Genomic DNA, 14,926 nt, shown 5'->3' on the forward strand with positions numbered 1-14,926 from the left:
CGCCGTTCCGGGCGGTGCGGCAGCCCAGGTCATCCTTGCCCATGGCGGAGAACCCGCCACCGCAGCAGCCGCAGGTGACCTTGTCGGTCAGCAGGTGCATGGGGCCAGCGCCGCTGCCGGAATGGGTGGTGCCCGACCGCGGGCTGCGGCGCTGCCTCGGCAGCGAGGCGCGCCTGGGCCGCCTGCTACAGATCCTCCGGGATGATGCGCAGGTGCGGCAGCGGGGTCTCGACCAGCACCTCCTCCGGCCTGGCCCGCCAGACCTCGGTGCCGGTGACGGGGTCGATCACGGTCCGGGCGCGGTTCCACAGCAGGCGGCCGGCGTGGAGGGCGTTGCGCAGATAGCTGGACTCCTTGGTGCTGTTCCGTCCCGTCTGGGACAAACGTGACTGCATCTCTCGTATAACAATGAGAACGACAGAATCGACGCAGTCACGGCGACTGCGGAAGGCTTTGAATGACTCGGACTTGCGAGGAACTGCCACCCGCTCCTACCGGCGGGTCGCCAGGTAGAGGCGCAGGTCGTCCTTCGAGATCCGCACCGACCGGCCGATGCGGATGGCGCGCAGCGCCTTGGCGGTGATCAGGCGGCGGACGGTCTTGCCGCAGACGGCGAGGCGCTCGGCCGTCTGCGCGACGGTGAGCAGCCTGATGGGCGGACGCGCGGCACGGCTCCGCCGGGGCGGGTTCCGGTTGGTCATGACGAGGTCTCCGAACTCGGGTGACGGCCGACCACCCGCGCCCACGCGTCACGCGCCGCCTGCCGCGCCAGGGCGCGGGTCAGCGCGCGGAGCAGGTCCTCGGCGTCGGTGCGCGCAGGCTCAGGCGCCGGAGATGGACCCTGCTCCTGATCTGACAGCGTCCGATCCCGCGGACCGGCGACTCGTGAAGGGTGACGGTCGGCCATGCGCCGAACCTGCCGTCACGACTTGCTGGAGGCCGCTCGAGTCGTGGTCTTCGGGGTGGGTCGCGCAGTTACCGCTTGAGCGCCTTCCCCGTCGTGACGGGCGAGTCGCGGCACGCCACCGCGCACCGATGGTGGCGCAGACGGCCGACCGTTGGGCGGCCGTTCTCGTGCTCCAGCGTCAGGAAAATCACGCCTTTCGCTGGCATCGCCTGCTGGTGCATCAGCCCCAGGCCGGGAATGCTGCCGCGTCGAATCGCCGCCTGGCGCGACAGGACACCGGCCGGACCATTCGAATGAGTGGCAGCGCCTTAGCCGGCCAACCGCCGCCCCGCTCAAGCCAGCCAGCGATGCCCGCGCGCCGCCCGGACAAAGGCGGCGACGGCGGGCGCCTGCGGGCGACCTGGCATGGTCGCCAGCGCCACGGTGCGCTCGACATGCGGGTCGGACAGCGCGCGCTGGATGGTCCCCGGATGGGTGATGGAATGCTCCGGCATGAAGGCGAAGCCGAGATTGGCCGCGACCATCGCCTGCACCCAGTCCTCGCGCTCGGACCGGTAGCGCGCGTAGAGCTCGACGCCCTGCGCCCCGCAAGCCGCCATCACCCGCTCGCGCATCTCGCAGGACAGGCGATCCACATAGGGCTGGCGTGTCAGGTCGGCCAGCGCCAGCGCATCGCGGTCCCGCAGCGGGTGCTCGGGCGGCAGGAGCACGACGTAGCGCTCGGTGTAGAGCGGCTCGACCCGGCAGGACTCCGCCGGCAGGTCGAGCGGGTTGAGGATGGCCGCGTCGAGCACGTCGCCGTCCAGCCAGGCGCCGAGCTCCGCCGGGCGGCCCTCGCGGATCGCGACCTCGATGCCCGGATGCGCCTGCTCGAAGGCCGCCAGGAAACGCGCAAGCCGCACCGGCCCCAACGTCGGCATGACGCCGACCCGCACCGGTGCCTGCTTGAGCAGCCGCAGGCTCTCCGCCGCGCTGCGCGCCGCATCGGCGCGGTCCAGCACCTCGCGCAGCAGCGGCTCCATGCGCCGGCCGAGTTCCGTCAGGCTCAGGCGGTTGTGCTCCCGGTGGAACAGCGGCCCGCCGAGCTCCGCCTCGAGTTTCTTGAGCGCGGCGGTCAGGGCGGGCTGGGAGACGTTCGACTGCTCCGCCGCGCGCGTGAAGGACAGCGTGCGCGCGGCGGCGATGAAGTAGCGGACCTGGTGCATCTCCATGGCGGCCAGCCTGCGGAGCGCGCCGGCCCGGCGTCAACGACGCAATGCGCATCGGCGTGAAGGCGATGCCTATGGGCCCATAGACGAAACCTTCTGTCGCGACGCCTGGGCCGTGGGCGAGCCTTGCGTCGGCCCATCGAAAAGGAGGTCGCCCCATGACGGTCTATGCAGTCGAGAGGTCCCTGCCCGGCGTGACCATGGAGGCGCTGGCCGGCGCCCAGGCGGCGGCGATCGGCGCCGCGGCGGCGTCGAGCGCCGGCGGCGTGCCGGTGCGCTACCTGCGTTCGGTCTTCCTGCCCGGCGACGCGCGCTGCGTCTGCCTGTTCGAGGCCGGCAGCGCGGATGCGGTGCGCCGCGTCAACGATAACGCGGGCATCCCCTATTCGGCGGTGTCCGAGGCGATGGATCTGCCGGCTCCGTCGACCTGAGGCCGGTTCCCCAGACGATCGAGAAGGACGATGCCGATGTTCAAGCGAGGTGTCCTGAAACACGCGACGCTCGCGCTGCTGGCCAGTGCCGGCATCGCCCGGGCGCAGGCCCAGGCGCCGGCCCAGGCGCCGGCCGCACCCGCGGCGGGGCGCAAGCGCTTCCTGGTGCATGTCACGACTGGGCCGCAGGACCCGACCAGGGCTGCGCTGGCCTTCCTGGTGGCGGCCACGGCGCTGAAGCAGGGCCATGCGGTGACGCTGTTCCTGGCCGGCGAGGGCGTGCGGCTGCTGAGCGCCGAGGCGCTGGCCTCGGTCGAGGGCCAGGGCACCGGGCGGCTCAGCGCGCATCTCGGCGAGATCCTGGCGCATGGCGGGCGCTTCGCGCTGTCCGGCATGTCGGCGCGGGCGCGTGGGCTCGGCGAGGAACTGATCGCCGACCGGCCGGCCATGTTCGCCCAGCCCGAGGTGCTGGTGCGTCTCGCTGCCGAGGCCGAGGTGGTGATCACCTACTGATCGCCGCCAACGTCCGAAGCCGCCAAGCTCGTACGGGCTTGGTCACGCCGGGCCGATGTGTCGCAGCCCTGCCGCCACAAGGGCGCGCTGCGCCGCAACGCGGGCGGCGGGGTCCGCCTCCCAGGCCCTGCGCAGCTGGGGCCTCGATCTGCTGCGCCGGGTCGGGGCCAGTCGCGCCAAGGTTGCCGTCGCCCGGAAGTCGGCCGTCGTGATGCTCCGGATCTGACTTGCTGGAACGGCATTCCGCCTGGCAGGGCCCGGATGCGCGGCCTGCCATGGCGGCGTGACCGATCGCCGCGTCGACCTCTGATCCGGCGGGCTACGGCCGGTCTGGGCGATCGTGGCGGCGTGGGTGCCGGCGAAGCCGAGGAGATCTCTGGGCCTCGAGCCCGATTCGCAGATGTGCCCGCCGGCGCCCTCGCACCCCATCATGCAGCGGCCACATGCGCCGACTGCGGACAGAAGAGCGAACGCACGATCATCCCTGGCCAAAGCCGTAGACCCGAGAGGACCCGATGACAGAAGAGGTCTCCAATGATGTCGATCGGCACGGTGTCCATCGGCGCGCTGCTGGCCGCCAGAACTGCGTCGAAGGTTCCATCCCCGAACCGAGGAAAGAGCTCTCGTGCCGATGGATCCCCAGGCGCCGAAGGGGACCCCGCTGATGAGCCTATTCGACTTCAACGCTCCAGCCGTCCTTGTCCGGATCACTCGCATTGACGACGCTTTAGCGATTATGCTGTCGCCGGATGACCGTGCTTCGCATCGCGTTGGTCGTCCGAAATGCTGCACGCTGGTCGGATCACGACGCGCTCCGATCATCCAGCCAGTCGAAGCTGCTCTTCCCGCTTGACGACGGCCGCTTGATGCCGATGCTCTGACAGGGGTGGACATGGCCGACGTATTCGTCAGCTATAAGTCGAACCGCAAGTCTGCAGTCGAGCATTTGGCTCGGGTACTTGAGCTGAACGGCTATTCAGTTTGGTTCGATCACGCGCTAGTCGCTGGCGAGGCGTTCGCCCCGCCCATCGAACGCGAATTGCGTTCAGCGCCCGCGACCATCGTCACTTGGTGCAGCCTGTCCATCGAAAGCGATTGGGTTCGGGAGGAGGCCAGTCTCGCCAAGCGCCTGAAGACGATAATCCCCGTGCGGATCGAGCGGGTGGATGTGCCGCTGGGATTCGCGACGCTGCACACGATTGACCTCTCCCGTTGGGACGGTGCACCCAGAAGCCATGTCGTTGACCGCTTGCTGCTGGAGGTCGCGCGGCTGGTCGGTCGGGAACCTGTCCCGAGAGTTCGTGATCTTCTTGACTATGACCGCATGTGGCGCCGCTCGGGCGCACCGACGCTGCTGCAACTTGCCGGAATTGCGGCGCAGCCGAGCAAGCCGCGACGGCCGTCGACCAACGTCCAGCAGCCAGCCGAGCCCGCTGCGCACGAAGCGGCCGAAGATCGGCCGACCGCAGGGACTGCGCAGGCCGGTGGCGGAACCTCGCGCTCTGCCGCGTTGCAGGCCGATGACGGCACCGTGTTGGCGCGTGATGACAGCACCGCGCGCGGCCGGGGCAGCGGCGCGCCAACGGCACAACCGCGCCAGTCAGAACGCTTTACCCCCGCCCCCCCGGACAGGCAGGGCCACGGCGCTGGAAAGGGCCAGGCTCGGGCAGTCACCGCCCTCCGACGACATCCGGTCCCGACGAAGCGGTCCCCCGACCCTGCGGCCTTGGAGGACAAGGCATTCCAGGCGAGTCGCCCCGCCGCAACTGCGGCTCGACCCGGCGGGTCCTTCCCCCGTCTGCCGGCGAAGCCCTCGCTCGTGGTCCTGCCGTTCGCGAACATCGGCGGCGACGTCGAGGAAGAATACTTCGCCGACGGTCTCACCGAGGAACTCACCGCCGAACTCGCCCGTCTCCGCTGGTTCTTCGTGATCGCGCGCAACTCGGCCTTCACCTACAAGGGCAAGGGGATCGATGTTAGGCTCGTCGGCCGCGAACTCGGTGTGCGCTATGCGTTGGAAGGCAGCGTCCGGAAGGCGGGACGCCAATTGAGAATCTCAGGGCGGCTCATTGAGGCCGAGACAGGGCACGCTATCTGGGCGGATCGCTTCGACGGCGACATGGAGCGAATCTTCGACCTTCAGGACCGCGTGACGCAAGCGGTTGCCGGCGCGCTCGATCCGACGCTGCGCAATGCCGAGATCGATCGCGCGCGCGCCAAGCCGCCGAAAAGCCTCGATGCCTACGACCTCTACCTTCGTGCCCTGCCGCACTACCATTTCATGAGCGAGGGTGGCACGACCGAAGCGCAATCGCTGCTGCGCCGCGCCTTCAAGGCGAGCCCGGATTTCGCGCTGGCCAAATCGCTATTTGCGGCCTGTCAGGTCCGTCGTCAGGGGGAGGGTTGGGCCAAGCCCGGCGAGACGCAGGAGGCCCTCCGCCTCGCCCGTGAGGCCGCGGCGACGGCGCTGGGCGATCCGACGGTACTGAGCCAGTGCGCCGTCGCCGTCTCCTACCTCGACTACGCGCACGGGGAGGCGCAGTCGCTGATCGACAAGGCCCTTTCGATATGCCCGAACTCGGCTCTCGTCGAAGGCGCCGCGGGCCTTGTGCATGTCTATGCCTGCCGTCCCGAGCCGGCGATCCGGCACCTTCAGCACGCGATGCGCCTGAGCCCGCTCGATCCGTGGACCAGCACCTTCTTGATGGGCATCGCGACCGCCCACCAGATGGCAGGCAGGCTGGAGGAGGCGCTTGCGACCGCGCAGGCCTCGGTCCACGCCTCGCCCACCTTCGGCGCGCCGCGCCGCCTGATCGTGGCGACGCTGGTCATGTTGGGGCGCATCGCGGACGCGCAGGCGGCGGCGGAGGAGCTGCGGATCGTCAGCCCGTCCGCCTACCATGTCTTCGCCGATCGCGTTTACGCGCGGAACCCCGACAAAGCCTTCGCCACGCGCCTGATCGATGCCTATCGTGCCGCCGGCATGCCGGAATAGCCGGCCAGGCGCCCAAGGCCTGCGGCGCGGTGCCATGGAGCTGGCCATGCACGCGGAACCCGATGGGCGGCCCGGTGGCCCGACCTCCTCGATCGAGCGACGGGGACGGGGGTGATGCTCTCCGAACGCCTCTCGAGGGCAGGCCCCAAAAGGATCCTGGCCCTGGACGGGGGAGGCACCCGCGGCGTCGTCTCCCTCGCCTTCCTGCTCGAGGTCGAGCGGTCGCTCTGCGGCGAGGATCCGGATGGCTCGCTGGCCGATCATTTCGACCTGATCGGCGGTACGTCCACGGGCGCGATCATCGCGGCAGGGCTCGCGCTCGGCTGGCGCGTCGCCGACATCGTCGCGATGTACATGCATTTCGCGGAGCAGGTCTTCCGTCCGCGCTGGCAACGCTGGCTGCTCCTGAACTGGTATCGGGCGCAGCCTCTGGAGCATCTCCTGCGCCTATGCCTGCAGCCGCCGGGGACGCCCGAAGGGGTGCCTGACGTCCTGATGGGCGACCCCGCGCTGCGTACGGGCCTCGCCATCGTGACGAAGCGCGTCGACACCGGAAGCGTCTGGGTGATCAGCAATCTGCCCGGCGCGCCGCACTTCGTCGATCGGCGCGGCCAGCCGAACGGCAACTGGCGCATTCCGCTGCGCGACATCGTCCGTGCTTCCGCCGCGGCGCCGATGTTCTTCGAGCCGGCCGAGTTCGAACTCGGCCCACGCATCGGCGGCGGTGCGCATCGCGGTCGCTTCGTCGACGGCGGCGTCAGCCCCTTCAACAACCCCGCCCTCAGGATGCTCGAACTGGCGCGCCTGCCCAGCTTCGGCCTGTGCTGGCCCACGGGGCGCGAGCGACTGATGATCGTCTCGATCGGCACCGGCCGGTACCGCCTGCGCGAACCGGTACTGCCGCGGTTCGACGAGCGTCCGCTCGCCTGGCTTGGCCGCCTGCCATCCCGGCTGCCCCTCGTGCAGGCGATCTTCGCTCTGCGCGGCACCATCACCGACGGCGAGATGCACACCTTGCGCCTCCTGCATGCGCTGGGTTCGTCGCCGGCGCCGGCCTATCTCGACGGCGAGGTCGGGCGCATGGCGGAGGGCGGCCTGGCGGGTGCACCGCTCTTCACCCTGCTGCGCTACGACCTCGACTTCGACGCGATGGCGTCCGCGGGCACGATAACCGGCACAGAGGCGCGGCGATTCCAGAGCTTCGACGCGCCGGAGGAGATGCCGCGGCTCTTTGCCCTGGCCACCGAAGCCGCGCGGCGCGACGTCGTCGCCGCGCATCTTCGCTTTCCCGCCCCTGGCATGAGCGAGGCGCCGGTCAGCCGGCCTCCAGCGCCTTGACGTGGAACAGCTGCGCCCAGCCGTCGATATCGAGCAGCATCGACGTGGAGACGCCGATCAGCGCGCTTCCCAGCGCCTCGGACGCGAGCGCTCCGTCGATCGGCAGGGAATCGAGTTCGGCGATGGCGTCGCTCATCACCCGCTGCATGCGTTCCGATTGCCGCGCGATGAGCTCGAATTCCGCATAGGCGCGGATGCCGAGCAGGGTCGCCGACACGGCCGGGGAGGCCGCGCAGGCCACGCCCACGAGGATGACCGCCAGCGCCGGCGCATGCATCAGTTCGAGCGCGATGCGTGCCACGACGCCAGCCAGCGCGAACAGGAAGAAGGCTTCGCCCCACTGCGCCAGGTGGTGGCTTGCCGCCTCGCTCCGCCGCCGGCGGCGCCGGTGGTAGGCCAGCTGCTCCTCGAACACGCCGCGTCCATGGTCCCGCGCGCGTGCGAGCGCCGCGCCGACCAGGGCGCCCGCGGGCAGCGGCGCCGCACGCCTGAGTGCCGCGAAGTACCACGCGACCCAGGCGTCGCGTGGAGGCAGGGTGGCCTCGTTGCCGTCACGCGGGTCAGCGCCGTGGCCGCGCGCCGTCACGATGCGGGCGACGTCCCCGACCGGCGGCGCCAGGCCGAGCGGCGCCAGGACCCGCTGCTTGCGGCAGAGTTCGGCCAGCAGCCGGTAGGTGATCCAGCGTTCCTGCCATCGCCCGAGGTGGTTCACGCAGACGATCGTCGCGATCGAGACCAGCATGGCGAGTTCCACCAGCGCCACCGGGACATGCAGCGCGGCGGGGACGACGAAGGCCAGGATGGCCGCGATCAGCGCGATGCCGGCCATCAGGAACACGATGACGTAGGAGGAGCGGTAGCGGTCGCCGAAGGTTTTCGACGCCGCCGCCGCGGCGGCATGGTGGCGTTCCCACCACTGCTCGACCGGCCGCCCGGGTGCCGGGGCGGGCGGGATCGGCAGCGACGGTCCCCCGACGACAAGGTCGATGAACCGGGCATGGACCTGTCGCAGCCGGGGCGCGCGGGGCGGGGCTTCGCGCAGGTAGTCCCGCAACGGCGACATCGCGCCCCGGGTGGGGCCGAACACCCGCTGCACGATGCCGCGCAGCAGGCCATCCGCGGCAGGCCGCCCGGCGCCGGGCGGCACGATGGAAAGCCGCATGGCGTGGCGCAGGGCCTCTGCCGCCGCCGCGCCGTCATGGGCTGCCGGACCGTCGCGAACGGCCCCGTCCTGCTGCAGCAGGCAAGGGGCGCGAGGCCGGTCCGGGTCGATCCACCACACCGGGACGCCCGCCGCCGCCGCCGCCCGCACGACGCTCTCCGTGCCGCCGCGGCGGGCGACGCGCTGACCGTCCCAGATCGCGATCAGGAGGTCGCAGTTGCGCGCAACGAACCGTCCGACGGCCGCGTAGCTGCGATGCCGGGCGGGGCCCTGGGCACCGTCCAGCGCGACGACGCCGGGACCGCCTGCCTCGTCGCGCGCCTCGGCAAGAAGTGCCCGGAAGGCGGCGACGCTGTCGGGGCCGAAATCCTGCTCGTACTGCGCCTGCGGGAAGGGCAGTGCGACCTCGAGGCGATAGCCCTGTCGCAGCGCTTCCGCCGCCACCAGCCGGTCGGCACCTTCGGCAAGGGGCGAGAGGAGCCGCAGGTCCGCGTCGGCCCCGGACGCATGGACTTCCGCGACCTCCTGCGTCGATGCGAGTTCGTGGAGCGTGCGGCGCACGAGCGCCAGGACCTCGGCGACCGCGGGGCACAGCGCGTCGATGGTCGCGGCGTCGAAGTCGCGATGGCCGGTGACGCCGACGCGCCAGGCCAGGCGTGGCTTCGCTGGCGGCAGCACCGCGGCCGCCGCGGCAACGCTCACGACCGCCTCCTTGTCATCGGCATGGCCGCGGCGCCGCGAGGCTCCATGCCCGAGGATGGCGCCTCGTCCGACGCCATGCCGGCACGGCGCGATCCGCCCGTCATGGCCTGCGGTAGCGCACCGTGAGCCGCCCATCGGCGTCGAGGGTCGGCTTTGCGATGACCGCGATGCGCGGGGGGTCGGGCAGCGCCTGCACCATGCGCAGGAGGCGCGGTGTGCGCAGGGTGCGCGCGGGGAAGTTCGCGGGGGCGGCTGCCTTCGCCGCGTCGGTCACGCCGGACCATACCGGCGACGGCGCCATGGACGCCGCGAATTCCAGGTCGCCCGTCGTGCCGAAATCAGGGAGAGGGAAGAGGTCGCCCGGCCTCACATGGCCGTTCGGGCTCGGCTTGAGCGCGGTGGGGCGTTCCAGGATCCATTGCGCGCTGGCGCCGCGGGACGCGACCTTGTCGTCGGGCGCATCGGTCGGCGGTTCCTTCACGATCGGTGGGACGGCGACCCCGTTGACCTTCAGGAAGAACTGCACGTGGTGCTCGGCGCCCGGCGTTGGTTGATCGCGCGGCAGCCGCGTGACGGCGCAATAGATCGTGTCGCCGGTCTTGATAGGGACCTGATTCAACGGCACCGGTTCCTGCACGCCACGCCCGCGCAGCCACCACTGGAACCAGGCGAAGTTCGGCGGAAGGTCTTGGCCGTCGATCCGCCCCGCCGATTGCGTCGTGCCCATCTGGGGCATCGAGCCCATCCAGCGCCGCAGCCCGTCGAGGCCGATCCAGGTCGAGCAGGCCCAGGGGCCGTCGCCCTCGCCGGCGGCGACCGCCGGAACCGTCCAGGTCGCCAGCACCTGGACGAAGCGTTCTCCGTCGCGCGGCAGGATCGCGGCCCCGGACCAGTTGGCGCTGCTGGACAGGCGGCCGCCGCCGGTGAGGACGGCGCCGGCCTGTTCCTGGCCCTCGTTTGGGCCATCGCCGGAGGCCTCGACGCGGAAGGCGAAGCGGTGGCCGATGTCGCCGCGAAGTGTCACGTCGTCCGGGTGGAACGGCTTGATGCGAAGCGGCGGCGCGACCATGCGCAGCCACAGCGCCAGCGCCTTCTCCTCGGTCGGCCGCGGCGGGATGCCGATGCGCAGGCAGGTCCCGAGGTCAAGCGCCGGGTCCATCGGGTCGAAGCCGGCGTCGAAGTCGAATGTCCCGACCTCGGGCAGGGTGACGATGCGCTTGCGCATCTCCTCGATCAGGGCGTCCTGCCGGCGCGCGACTTCGGCGGGCGGTGGACCGCGCTCGGATCTCTGCGGACTCACTGCCACTCGCTCCGCGCCTCGGCGAGGATGCTCTTGAAGCGTCGGACGGTGCCGGCGGCCGTCTCCGGGGGAATGCTTTGCGGCAACGTCTTTGGCATGTCGTCGGAATTCAGGATGGCGAAGATCCGGTCCGCCAGCGCCGCGCCGGCGGCGCTGTCGCTCGGGAAGTGCAGGCCGGCGATCTCCCGGTTGCGGGCGATGCGGTCGGCGAGCGCCCGCAGCACCGGGCGGAACTGGCCGCGCAGCTCCGCCGGCATGCCCGCCAGCACGCAACGCATCATCAGGTGCGCCTGGGTGGAATGGCCGCTGGGATAGGCGGGGTGCCCGGGCACGGGCACGGGGGACAGCAGCGCCGGGGCGGTCTGGGTCGGCCGCGCCCGCTGGTAGACGCCCTTGAAGTGCATCGACACATAGGCGCCGACCATGCTGCCGATCTGCAGCAGCAGGCAGGTGCGCGGATGCGATTTCGGCGAGATCGTCATCGCCGCCAGGAAGTAGCTGATGAAGCCGTCGTTCTGGGCGACGATCTCGCCGAGCGCGTCCGAGCGCTCGTCCTCGGCGGCGCGGACGAGGTCATCCAGTTCCATGTCGAGGAACCCGCCGACGTCGAGGTCGAAGCCGTCGCCGACCTGGAAGAGCGTGCTTTCCCTCGTCGGGTCGCCGTCCTTGAGGGTGAAGAAAGGCGGCGAGGTCGAGGGGAAAGTCGACTCGGTGCCGCCCGTCGACAGGGTGAACGGCGAACCGGCCACCGCGTCACCGTCCGGATCGAGCAGCTCGAACCGCGCGCCGACGTGGAACTTGCCCGAGACGATGGTGGCCCTGCGCGTGCAGCGCAGGGTGTAGATGCCGATCCTGGCGCCGCTCTGGGGAACGGCATCGGGCGTGCAGGTGCCGATCCCCTGGTTCCCGGCCGGCCGCGGCGTGATCACGAGGGGCTTCGGTCGCGGCTCGACGGTGATGGTGAACCCGTCATTGACGTCGAACCTCTTCGTCCCCGCGGTCAGCGTGCAGTGCACCTGGTCGGCGATCACCAGCCGGGCGCCCGGCGTGGCCGGCAGCCGGTAGGTGCCGACCGTCGTGCCATCCGGCGCCGTGAGGTCGAAGATGGCTTCAATGGTGGGACCGTCGACCGCGGTGCAGGCCAGGGTGTAGATGCCCATCATGACGCCCGGCAGGGCCGGTGAGCGCCGGTCCGTCTCGCAGGAGCCGTCGCCGGTGTTCGCGCCCGCCCGCGGCGGCGGCACGCGCACTGGCAGGCCCGCACGGAAGATGAAGGGAGGCTCCAGCCACAGCTTCGTCGTGCCCGGCGAGACGCTGATGATGAAGGCGTCGTTCGGCTGGAACCCCTGGCTTCCCTTGGTGAGGGTGAAGACGACCTCCCGCCGGACCGTGACGCTATTGCCGGTGCCGATGGTGAAGCGCCGCAGAAGGCGGCCCTGCGGATCCCGCAGCACGAAGGTGCCGTTGTCGGCGGCGTCGACGCATTCCAGGGTGTAGTCGCCGACCTGCCACGAGAAGGGCTGCACTCCGACCGCGGAGAGCGTGCCGTTGCCGACGTTGCCCGCGCCGGTTGCCGGGTTTGCGCTCGGCGGACTGGGCTGGGTCGGGATCAGCGCGCCGAGTTGCGCGAAATCCACCAGCGTCAGGACGGCCGCCTTGTCCCCTGCCCAGTCGCGCCCGCGCCAACCGGTGCGCGGCAGCCGCTTCTGGGCGATGTCGCCCAGCGTGACGAAGGGCAGGTCCACCCGATCGGGCAGCACGCCGAAGCTGCCTCCGCCGCCCCGGCCCAGGCTGCCGGAATTGCCCTCGTTGCCTTCGTTGCCTTCGTTGCTGCCAGACATGGCGTTGTCCTCCGCTACGGAGCCGGCCGAATCATAGTGAAGTAAACAGCCGCCATTTGAAATAATTTTAGGAGGGCGAATGCTTGCAGGCACTGTCGTGTCCCGCCCCGGACGTTCTCTGGCCGAGGCGGTCAAGCCGTTCGATGCCCCGCACCGTGGGGCTCCGTGCTTCCTTCTTGGCTGGTCCGCCCCGCGCCGCCATGACCTCGGATGGGTCCGGGTGGGCTGACGTGGTGTTCGCCGTGGCCCTCCTGACGACCGCCCGATTTGCCCTGCCGGCGGGAAGCCCTTCCCGTCGGCCGCACGTCATGCGCGGCACGCCTTACCAGTTCGGCCAATGGTCGCTCGACCGAGCCGGCCGTGCCCCTGGACGCGGCGCAGCAACGCGCCTGGCTCCCGAACTGGCCCGCTCTCGGGTTCGAACCCGCATTTGCGGTGCAGATCGCCGCCGATGCGCTTCCGCCGCAGGCCCCTGCTGCGGGAAGGCTTGCTCGTCATGCGGCCTCCGCAACGGGGAACACCGGTTGCCGCGCACGACGGCCCGTGACATCCCCCGCGCGATGGCGACACAGGCGTCGTCGCGCATCCCTCGAGAGTCGCCCAAGGGAACCGGCGAAGCGAGCCCTCCCGGATTCGAACCGTCTTCGGCATCAGGGCAAGGTCACGGCCGGGTCCCCGAACATAGAAGAAGCTCGTTCGGCCCTTCCCACCCGCGCAGTGTCGCGAATTGCTCGAGTTTGCGGGCCATCTCGTCCCATGCGCGCTCCCGGCTCTCCGGAGGAAGCGGCCGCAGCAGATCCAGGATCGGCGAGCCGGCGCTGCGCACGAAGTCGAGGTAATCCGAGCAGCTTGGCACGCGGAAGGGCACTGCCAGCGGTTGCACCGTCACGTCACGGAAGCCGGCCTCCGCGAGCAGGTCCGCCATGAGCCCCGGCCTGCCGAGGCTCAGCAGCGATCCGGCTGGCGGCGGCCCATCGACCGGCAGGCCGGCATGCCTGCGCGCGACGCGGCTCATGATCGCGATGCAGGGATTGGCCTCGGCATGCGAGAACACCAGAGCCGCAAAGCGCCCCCCCGGCGAGAGCGCGCGGAGGATGCCCTGCAGCGCGACGAGCGGCCGCTGGCAGAACATGAGGCCAAGCCGGCAGATCGCGGCGTCGAAGCCGGCGCCGTCTTCGCCCGGCGCTTCTGCATCCGCGACATGGGTCGTGACCCAGTGCAGGCCCGCACGACGCAGATTGTCCTGGGCGAGCGCGACCATGGCCGGCGCGACGTCGGTGGCGACCACCACGCCCGCTGGCCCGACGCGGCGGGCGATGTCGATGGTCTGATCGCCCGCGCCCGCGGCGACATCGAGCACGCGCATCCCGGGACCGATCCGCGCGGCGTCGAGCATCGCCTCGTTGGCCTCCGCCAGCCAGGCCCGGATCATCGCCGTGTTGCGATCCCACCCGGCAGCGGCCCGATCCCAGGCTTCGGCTGCATGCTGCATCGGGGCGGCCATCAGTCGGCCCGGATGCCGCTGGTGGCGAGGAACGCCTGCCAGGCCGGCCGCTCCTCCGCGATCCGCGTCCTCATCGCCGCGGGCGTCCCGGCGACCGCCGCCATCGCGATGGTTGCGAAGGCAGCGCGCAGCGCAGGCTCGGCCGCAGCCCACTGGATCGCCTCCGCCGCGCTCTCCGCCAGGACGGGCGACGCAGCGCCCGGCAGGAAGAAGCCGAACCATTCGCCCATCACCAGGCCCGGAAAGCCCTGCTCGGCCACGCTCGGCACATACGGCATGAAGGGGCTGCGGTCCGCGCCCGAGGTCGCCAGCACGCGCAAGCGGCCGGCGGCGTGGTGTTCCCGCAGCAATCCTTCGGGCAGCGCCAGCACGGCGATCCGCCCACCCAGGAGGTCGGCCACGGCGGGCGGTCCGCCAGGATAGGGCAGGTGCGTCGCCTCGACCCCGACCTCGGCGAACAGCTTGGCGGGCAGCAGGTGCGGCAGGCTCCCGACGCCAGGCGAGCCGAAGTTTGCGGCCGAGGGATTGGCGCGGGCCCAGTCGCGCAGCGCGGCTAGGTCGCGCACCGTGGCGGGCACCGCAGGGCCGACCGCCAGGCCGAGGGTCGCCTCGGCGGCGACCGAGACCGGCCGCAGGTCGGCCTCGGGGTCGTAGCCGAGTTGCCGGAACAGGTAGGGATAGATGCTGGCGACCGCGCCCGCGGCGAGCAACAGGGTCGATCCGTCGGCCGGCGCCTGCCTCAGCGCGCCGACCGCAACCCGGCCCGCCGCGCCGCTGCGGTTCTCGACCACCACCGGCCGGCCGAGCCGGGCCGTGAGCCGCTCCGCGTAGCGGCGTGCGATCACGTCCGGGATGCTGCCCGGCGAGGCGCCGGAGAGGACCCTGAGCGGCGCGCCCTGCGCCCGGCCGCCCCGCGTCGGACCGATCAGGGCCAGCGCGGCCGCCGCCGAGGCCCCGTGCATCCACCAGCGTCGCGTTAGCCCTTCATGGGACATCTGCGTCGTCTCCTTCCCGACCGGCGGCAT

General features: G+C 71.2%; 13 protein-coding genes. 5 read left to right on the top strand and 8 right to left on the bottom strand.

Features of this window, described 5'->3' with window-relative positions:
* Window positions 1–185: 185 nt before the first annotated feature.
* The 3 genes from E8M80_RS24360 to E8M80_RS24370 all read right to left on the bottom strand — a co-directional run bounded on the left by E8M80_RS24360 (window position 186) and on the right by E8M80_RS24370 (window position 2,118).
* Window positions 186–395 carry a hypothetical protein gene (locus E8M80_RS24360; RefSeq protein WP_137128334.1) on the bottom strand — a complete coding sequence of 70 codons (210 nt, stop codon included), beginning with the start codon at window positions 393–395 and terminating at the stop codon, window positions 186–188.
* Window positions 396–491: 96 nt separating this feature from the next.
* Window positions 492–701 (bottom strand): helix-turn-helix domain-containing protein, encoded by a 210-nt coding sequence (locus tag E8M80_RS24365; RefSeq protein WP_137128335.1) that lies wholly within the window; start codon window positions 699–701, stop codon window positions 492–494.
* A gap of 538 nt (window positions 702–1,239) precedes the next feature.
* Window positions 1,240–2,118: a LysR family transcriptional regulator gene (locus tag E8M80_RS24370; protein ID WP_137128336.1), complete on the bottom strand. Its 879-nt coding sequence runs from the start codon at window positions 2,116–2,118 to the stop codon at window positions 1,240–1,242.
* A 155-nt stretch (window positions 2,119–2,273) separates the two neighbouring features.
* Here E8M80_RS24370 and E8M80_RS24375 point away from each other — a divergent pair, with 155 nt between their 5' ends.
* The 5 genes from E8M80_RS24375 (at window position 2,274) to E8M80_RS24390 (ending at window position 7,392) form a co-directional block, all read left to right on the top strand.
* Window positions 2,274–2,546, top strand: a complete 273-nt coding sequence (locus tag E8M80_RS24375; protein ID WP_137128337.1) for a nickel-binding protein — start codon at window positions 2,274–2,276, stop codon at window positions 2,544–2,546.
* 36 nt (window positions 2,547–2,582) lie between these two features.
* The gene (locus E8M80_RS24380) at window positions 2,583–3,059 is read left to right on the top strand and encodes a DsrE family protein (protein ID WP_137128338.1); all 477 of its coding nucleotides are present in this window, start codon (window positions 2,583–2,585) and stop codon (window positions 3,057–3,059) included.
* 749 nt (window positions 3,060–3,808) lie between these two features.
* Window positions 3,809–3,940 (top strand): hypothetical protein, encoded by a 132-nt coding sequence (locus tag E8M80_RS26885; RefSeq protein WP_255467554.1) that lies wholly within the window; start codon window positions 3,809–3,811, stop codon window positions 3,938–3,940.
* 11 nt (window positions 3,941–3,951) lie between these two features.
* Window positions 3,952–6,054 (top strand): TIR domain-containing protein, encoded by a 2,103-nt coding sequence (locus E8M80_RS24385; RefSeq protein ID WP_137128339.1) that lies wholly within the window; start codon window positions 3,952–3,954, stop codon window positions 6,052–6,054.
* A 114-nt stretch (window positions 6,055–6,168) separates the two neighbouring features.
* Window positions 6,169–7,392 (top strand): patatin-like phospholipase family protein, encoded by a 1,224-nt coding sequence (locus E8M80_RS24390; protein WP_137128340.1) that lies wholly within the window; start codon window positions 6,169–6,171, stop codon window positions 7,390–7,392.
* On the opposite strand, the gene E8M80_RS24395 is transcribed toward E8M80_RS24390, so the two are convergent.
* From E8M80_RS24395 to E8M80_RS24415, 5 genes are all read right to left on the bottom strand, one after another.
* Entirely contained in the window at window positions 7,370–9,256 is a 1,887-nt protein-coding gene (locus tag E8M80_RS24395) for a hypothetical protein (RefSeq protein WP_137128341.1), read from the bottom strand. The two genes, E8M80_RS24390 and E8M80_RS24395, sit on opposite strands and share 23 nt — an antisense overlap.
* 100 nt (window positions 9,257–9,356) lie before the next feature.
* On the bottom strand, window positions 9,357–10,556 hold the full coding sequence (locus E8M80_RS24400; RefSeq protein WP_137128342.1) for a G1 family glutamic endopeptidase: 1,200 nt from the start codon (window positions 10,554–10,556) through the stop codon (window positions 9,357–9,359).
* On the bottom strand, window positions 10,553–12,490 hold the full coding sequence (locus tag E8M80_RS24405) for a hypothetical protein (RefSeq protein WP_137128343.1): 1,938 nt from the start codon (window positions 12,488–12,490) through the stop codon (window positions 10,553–10,555). Before E8M80_RS24405 ends, E8M80_RS24400 begins: the two co-directional genes overlap by 4 nt.
* Window positions 12,491–13,058: 568 nt before the next feature.
* On the bottom strand, window positions 13,059–13,829 hold the full coding sequence (locus E8M80_RS24410; protein ID WP_206035738.1) for a class I SAM-dependent methyltransferase: 771 nt from the start codon (window positions 13,827–13,829) through the stop codon (window positions 13,059–13,061).
* Between the two features lie 71 nt (window positions 13,830–13,900).
* Window positions 13,901–14,896 (bottom strand): tripartite tricarboxylate transporter substrate-binding protein, encoded by a 996-nt coding sequence (locus E8M80_RS24415; RefSeq protein ID WP_170979619.1) that lies wholly within the window; start codon window positions 14,894–14,896, stop codon window positions 13,901–13,903.
* Window positions 14,897–14,926 lie beyond the last annotated feature (30 nt).

Source organism: Roseomonas sp. HF4, from assembly GCF_005222755.1.
In the GTDB taxonomy this organism is placed as follows: Bacteria; Pseudomonadota; Alphaproteobacteria; order Acetobacterales; family Acetobacteraceae; genus Neoroseomonas.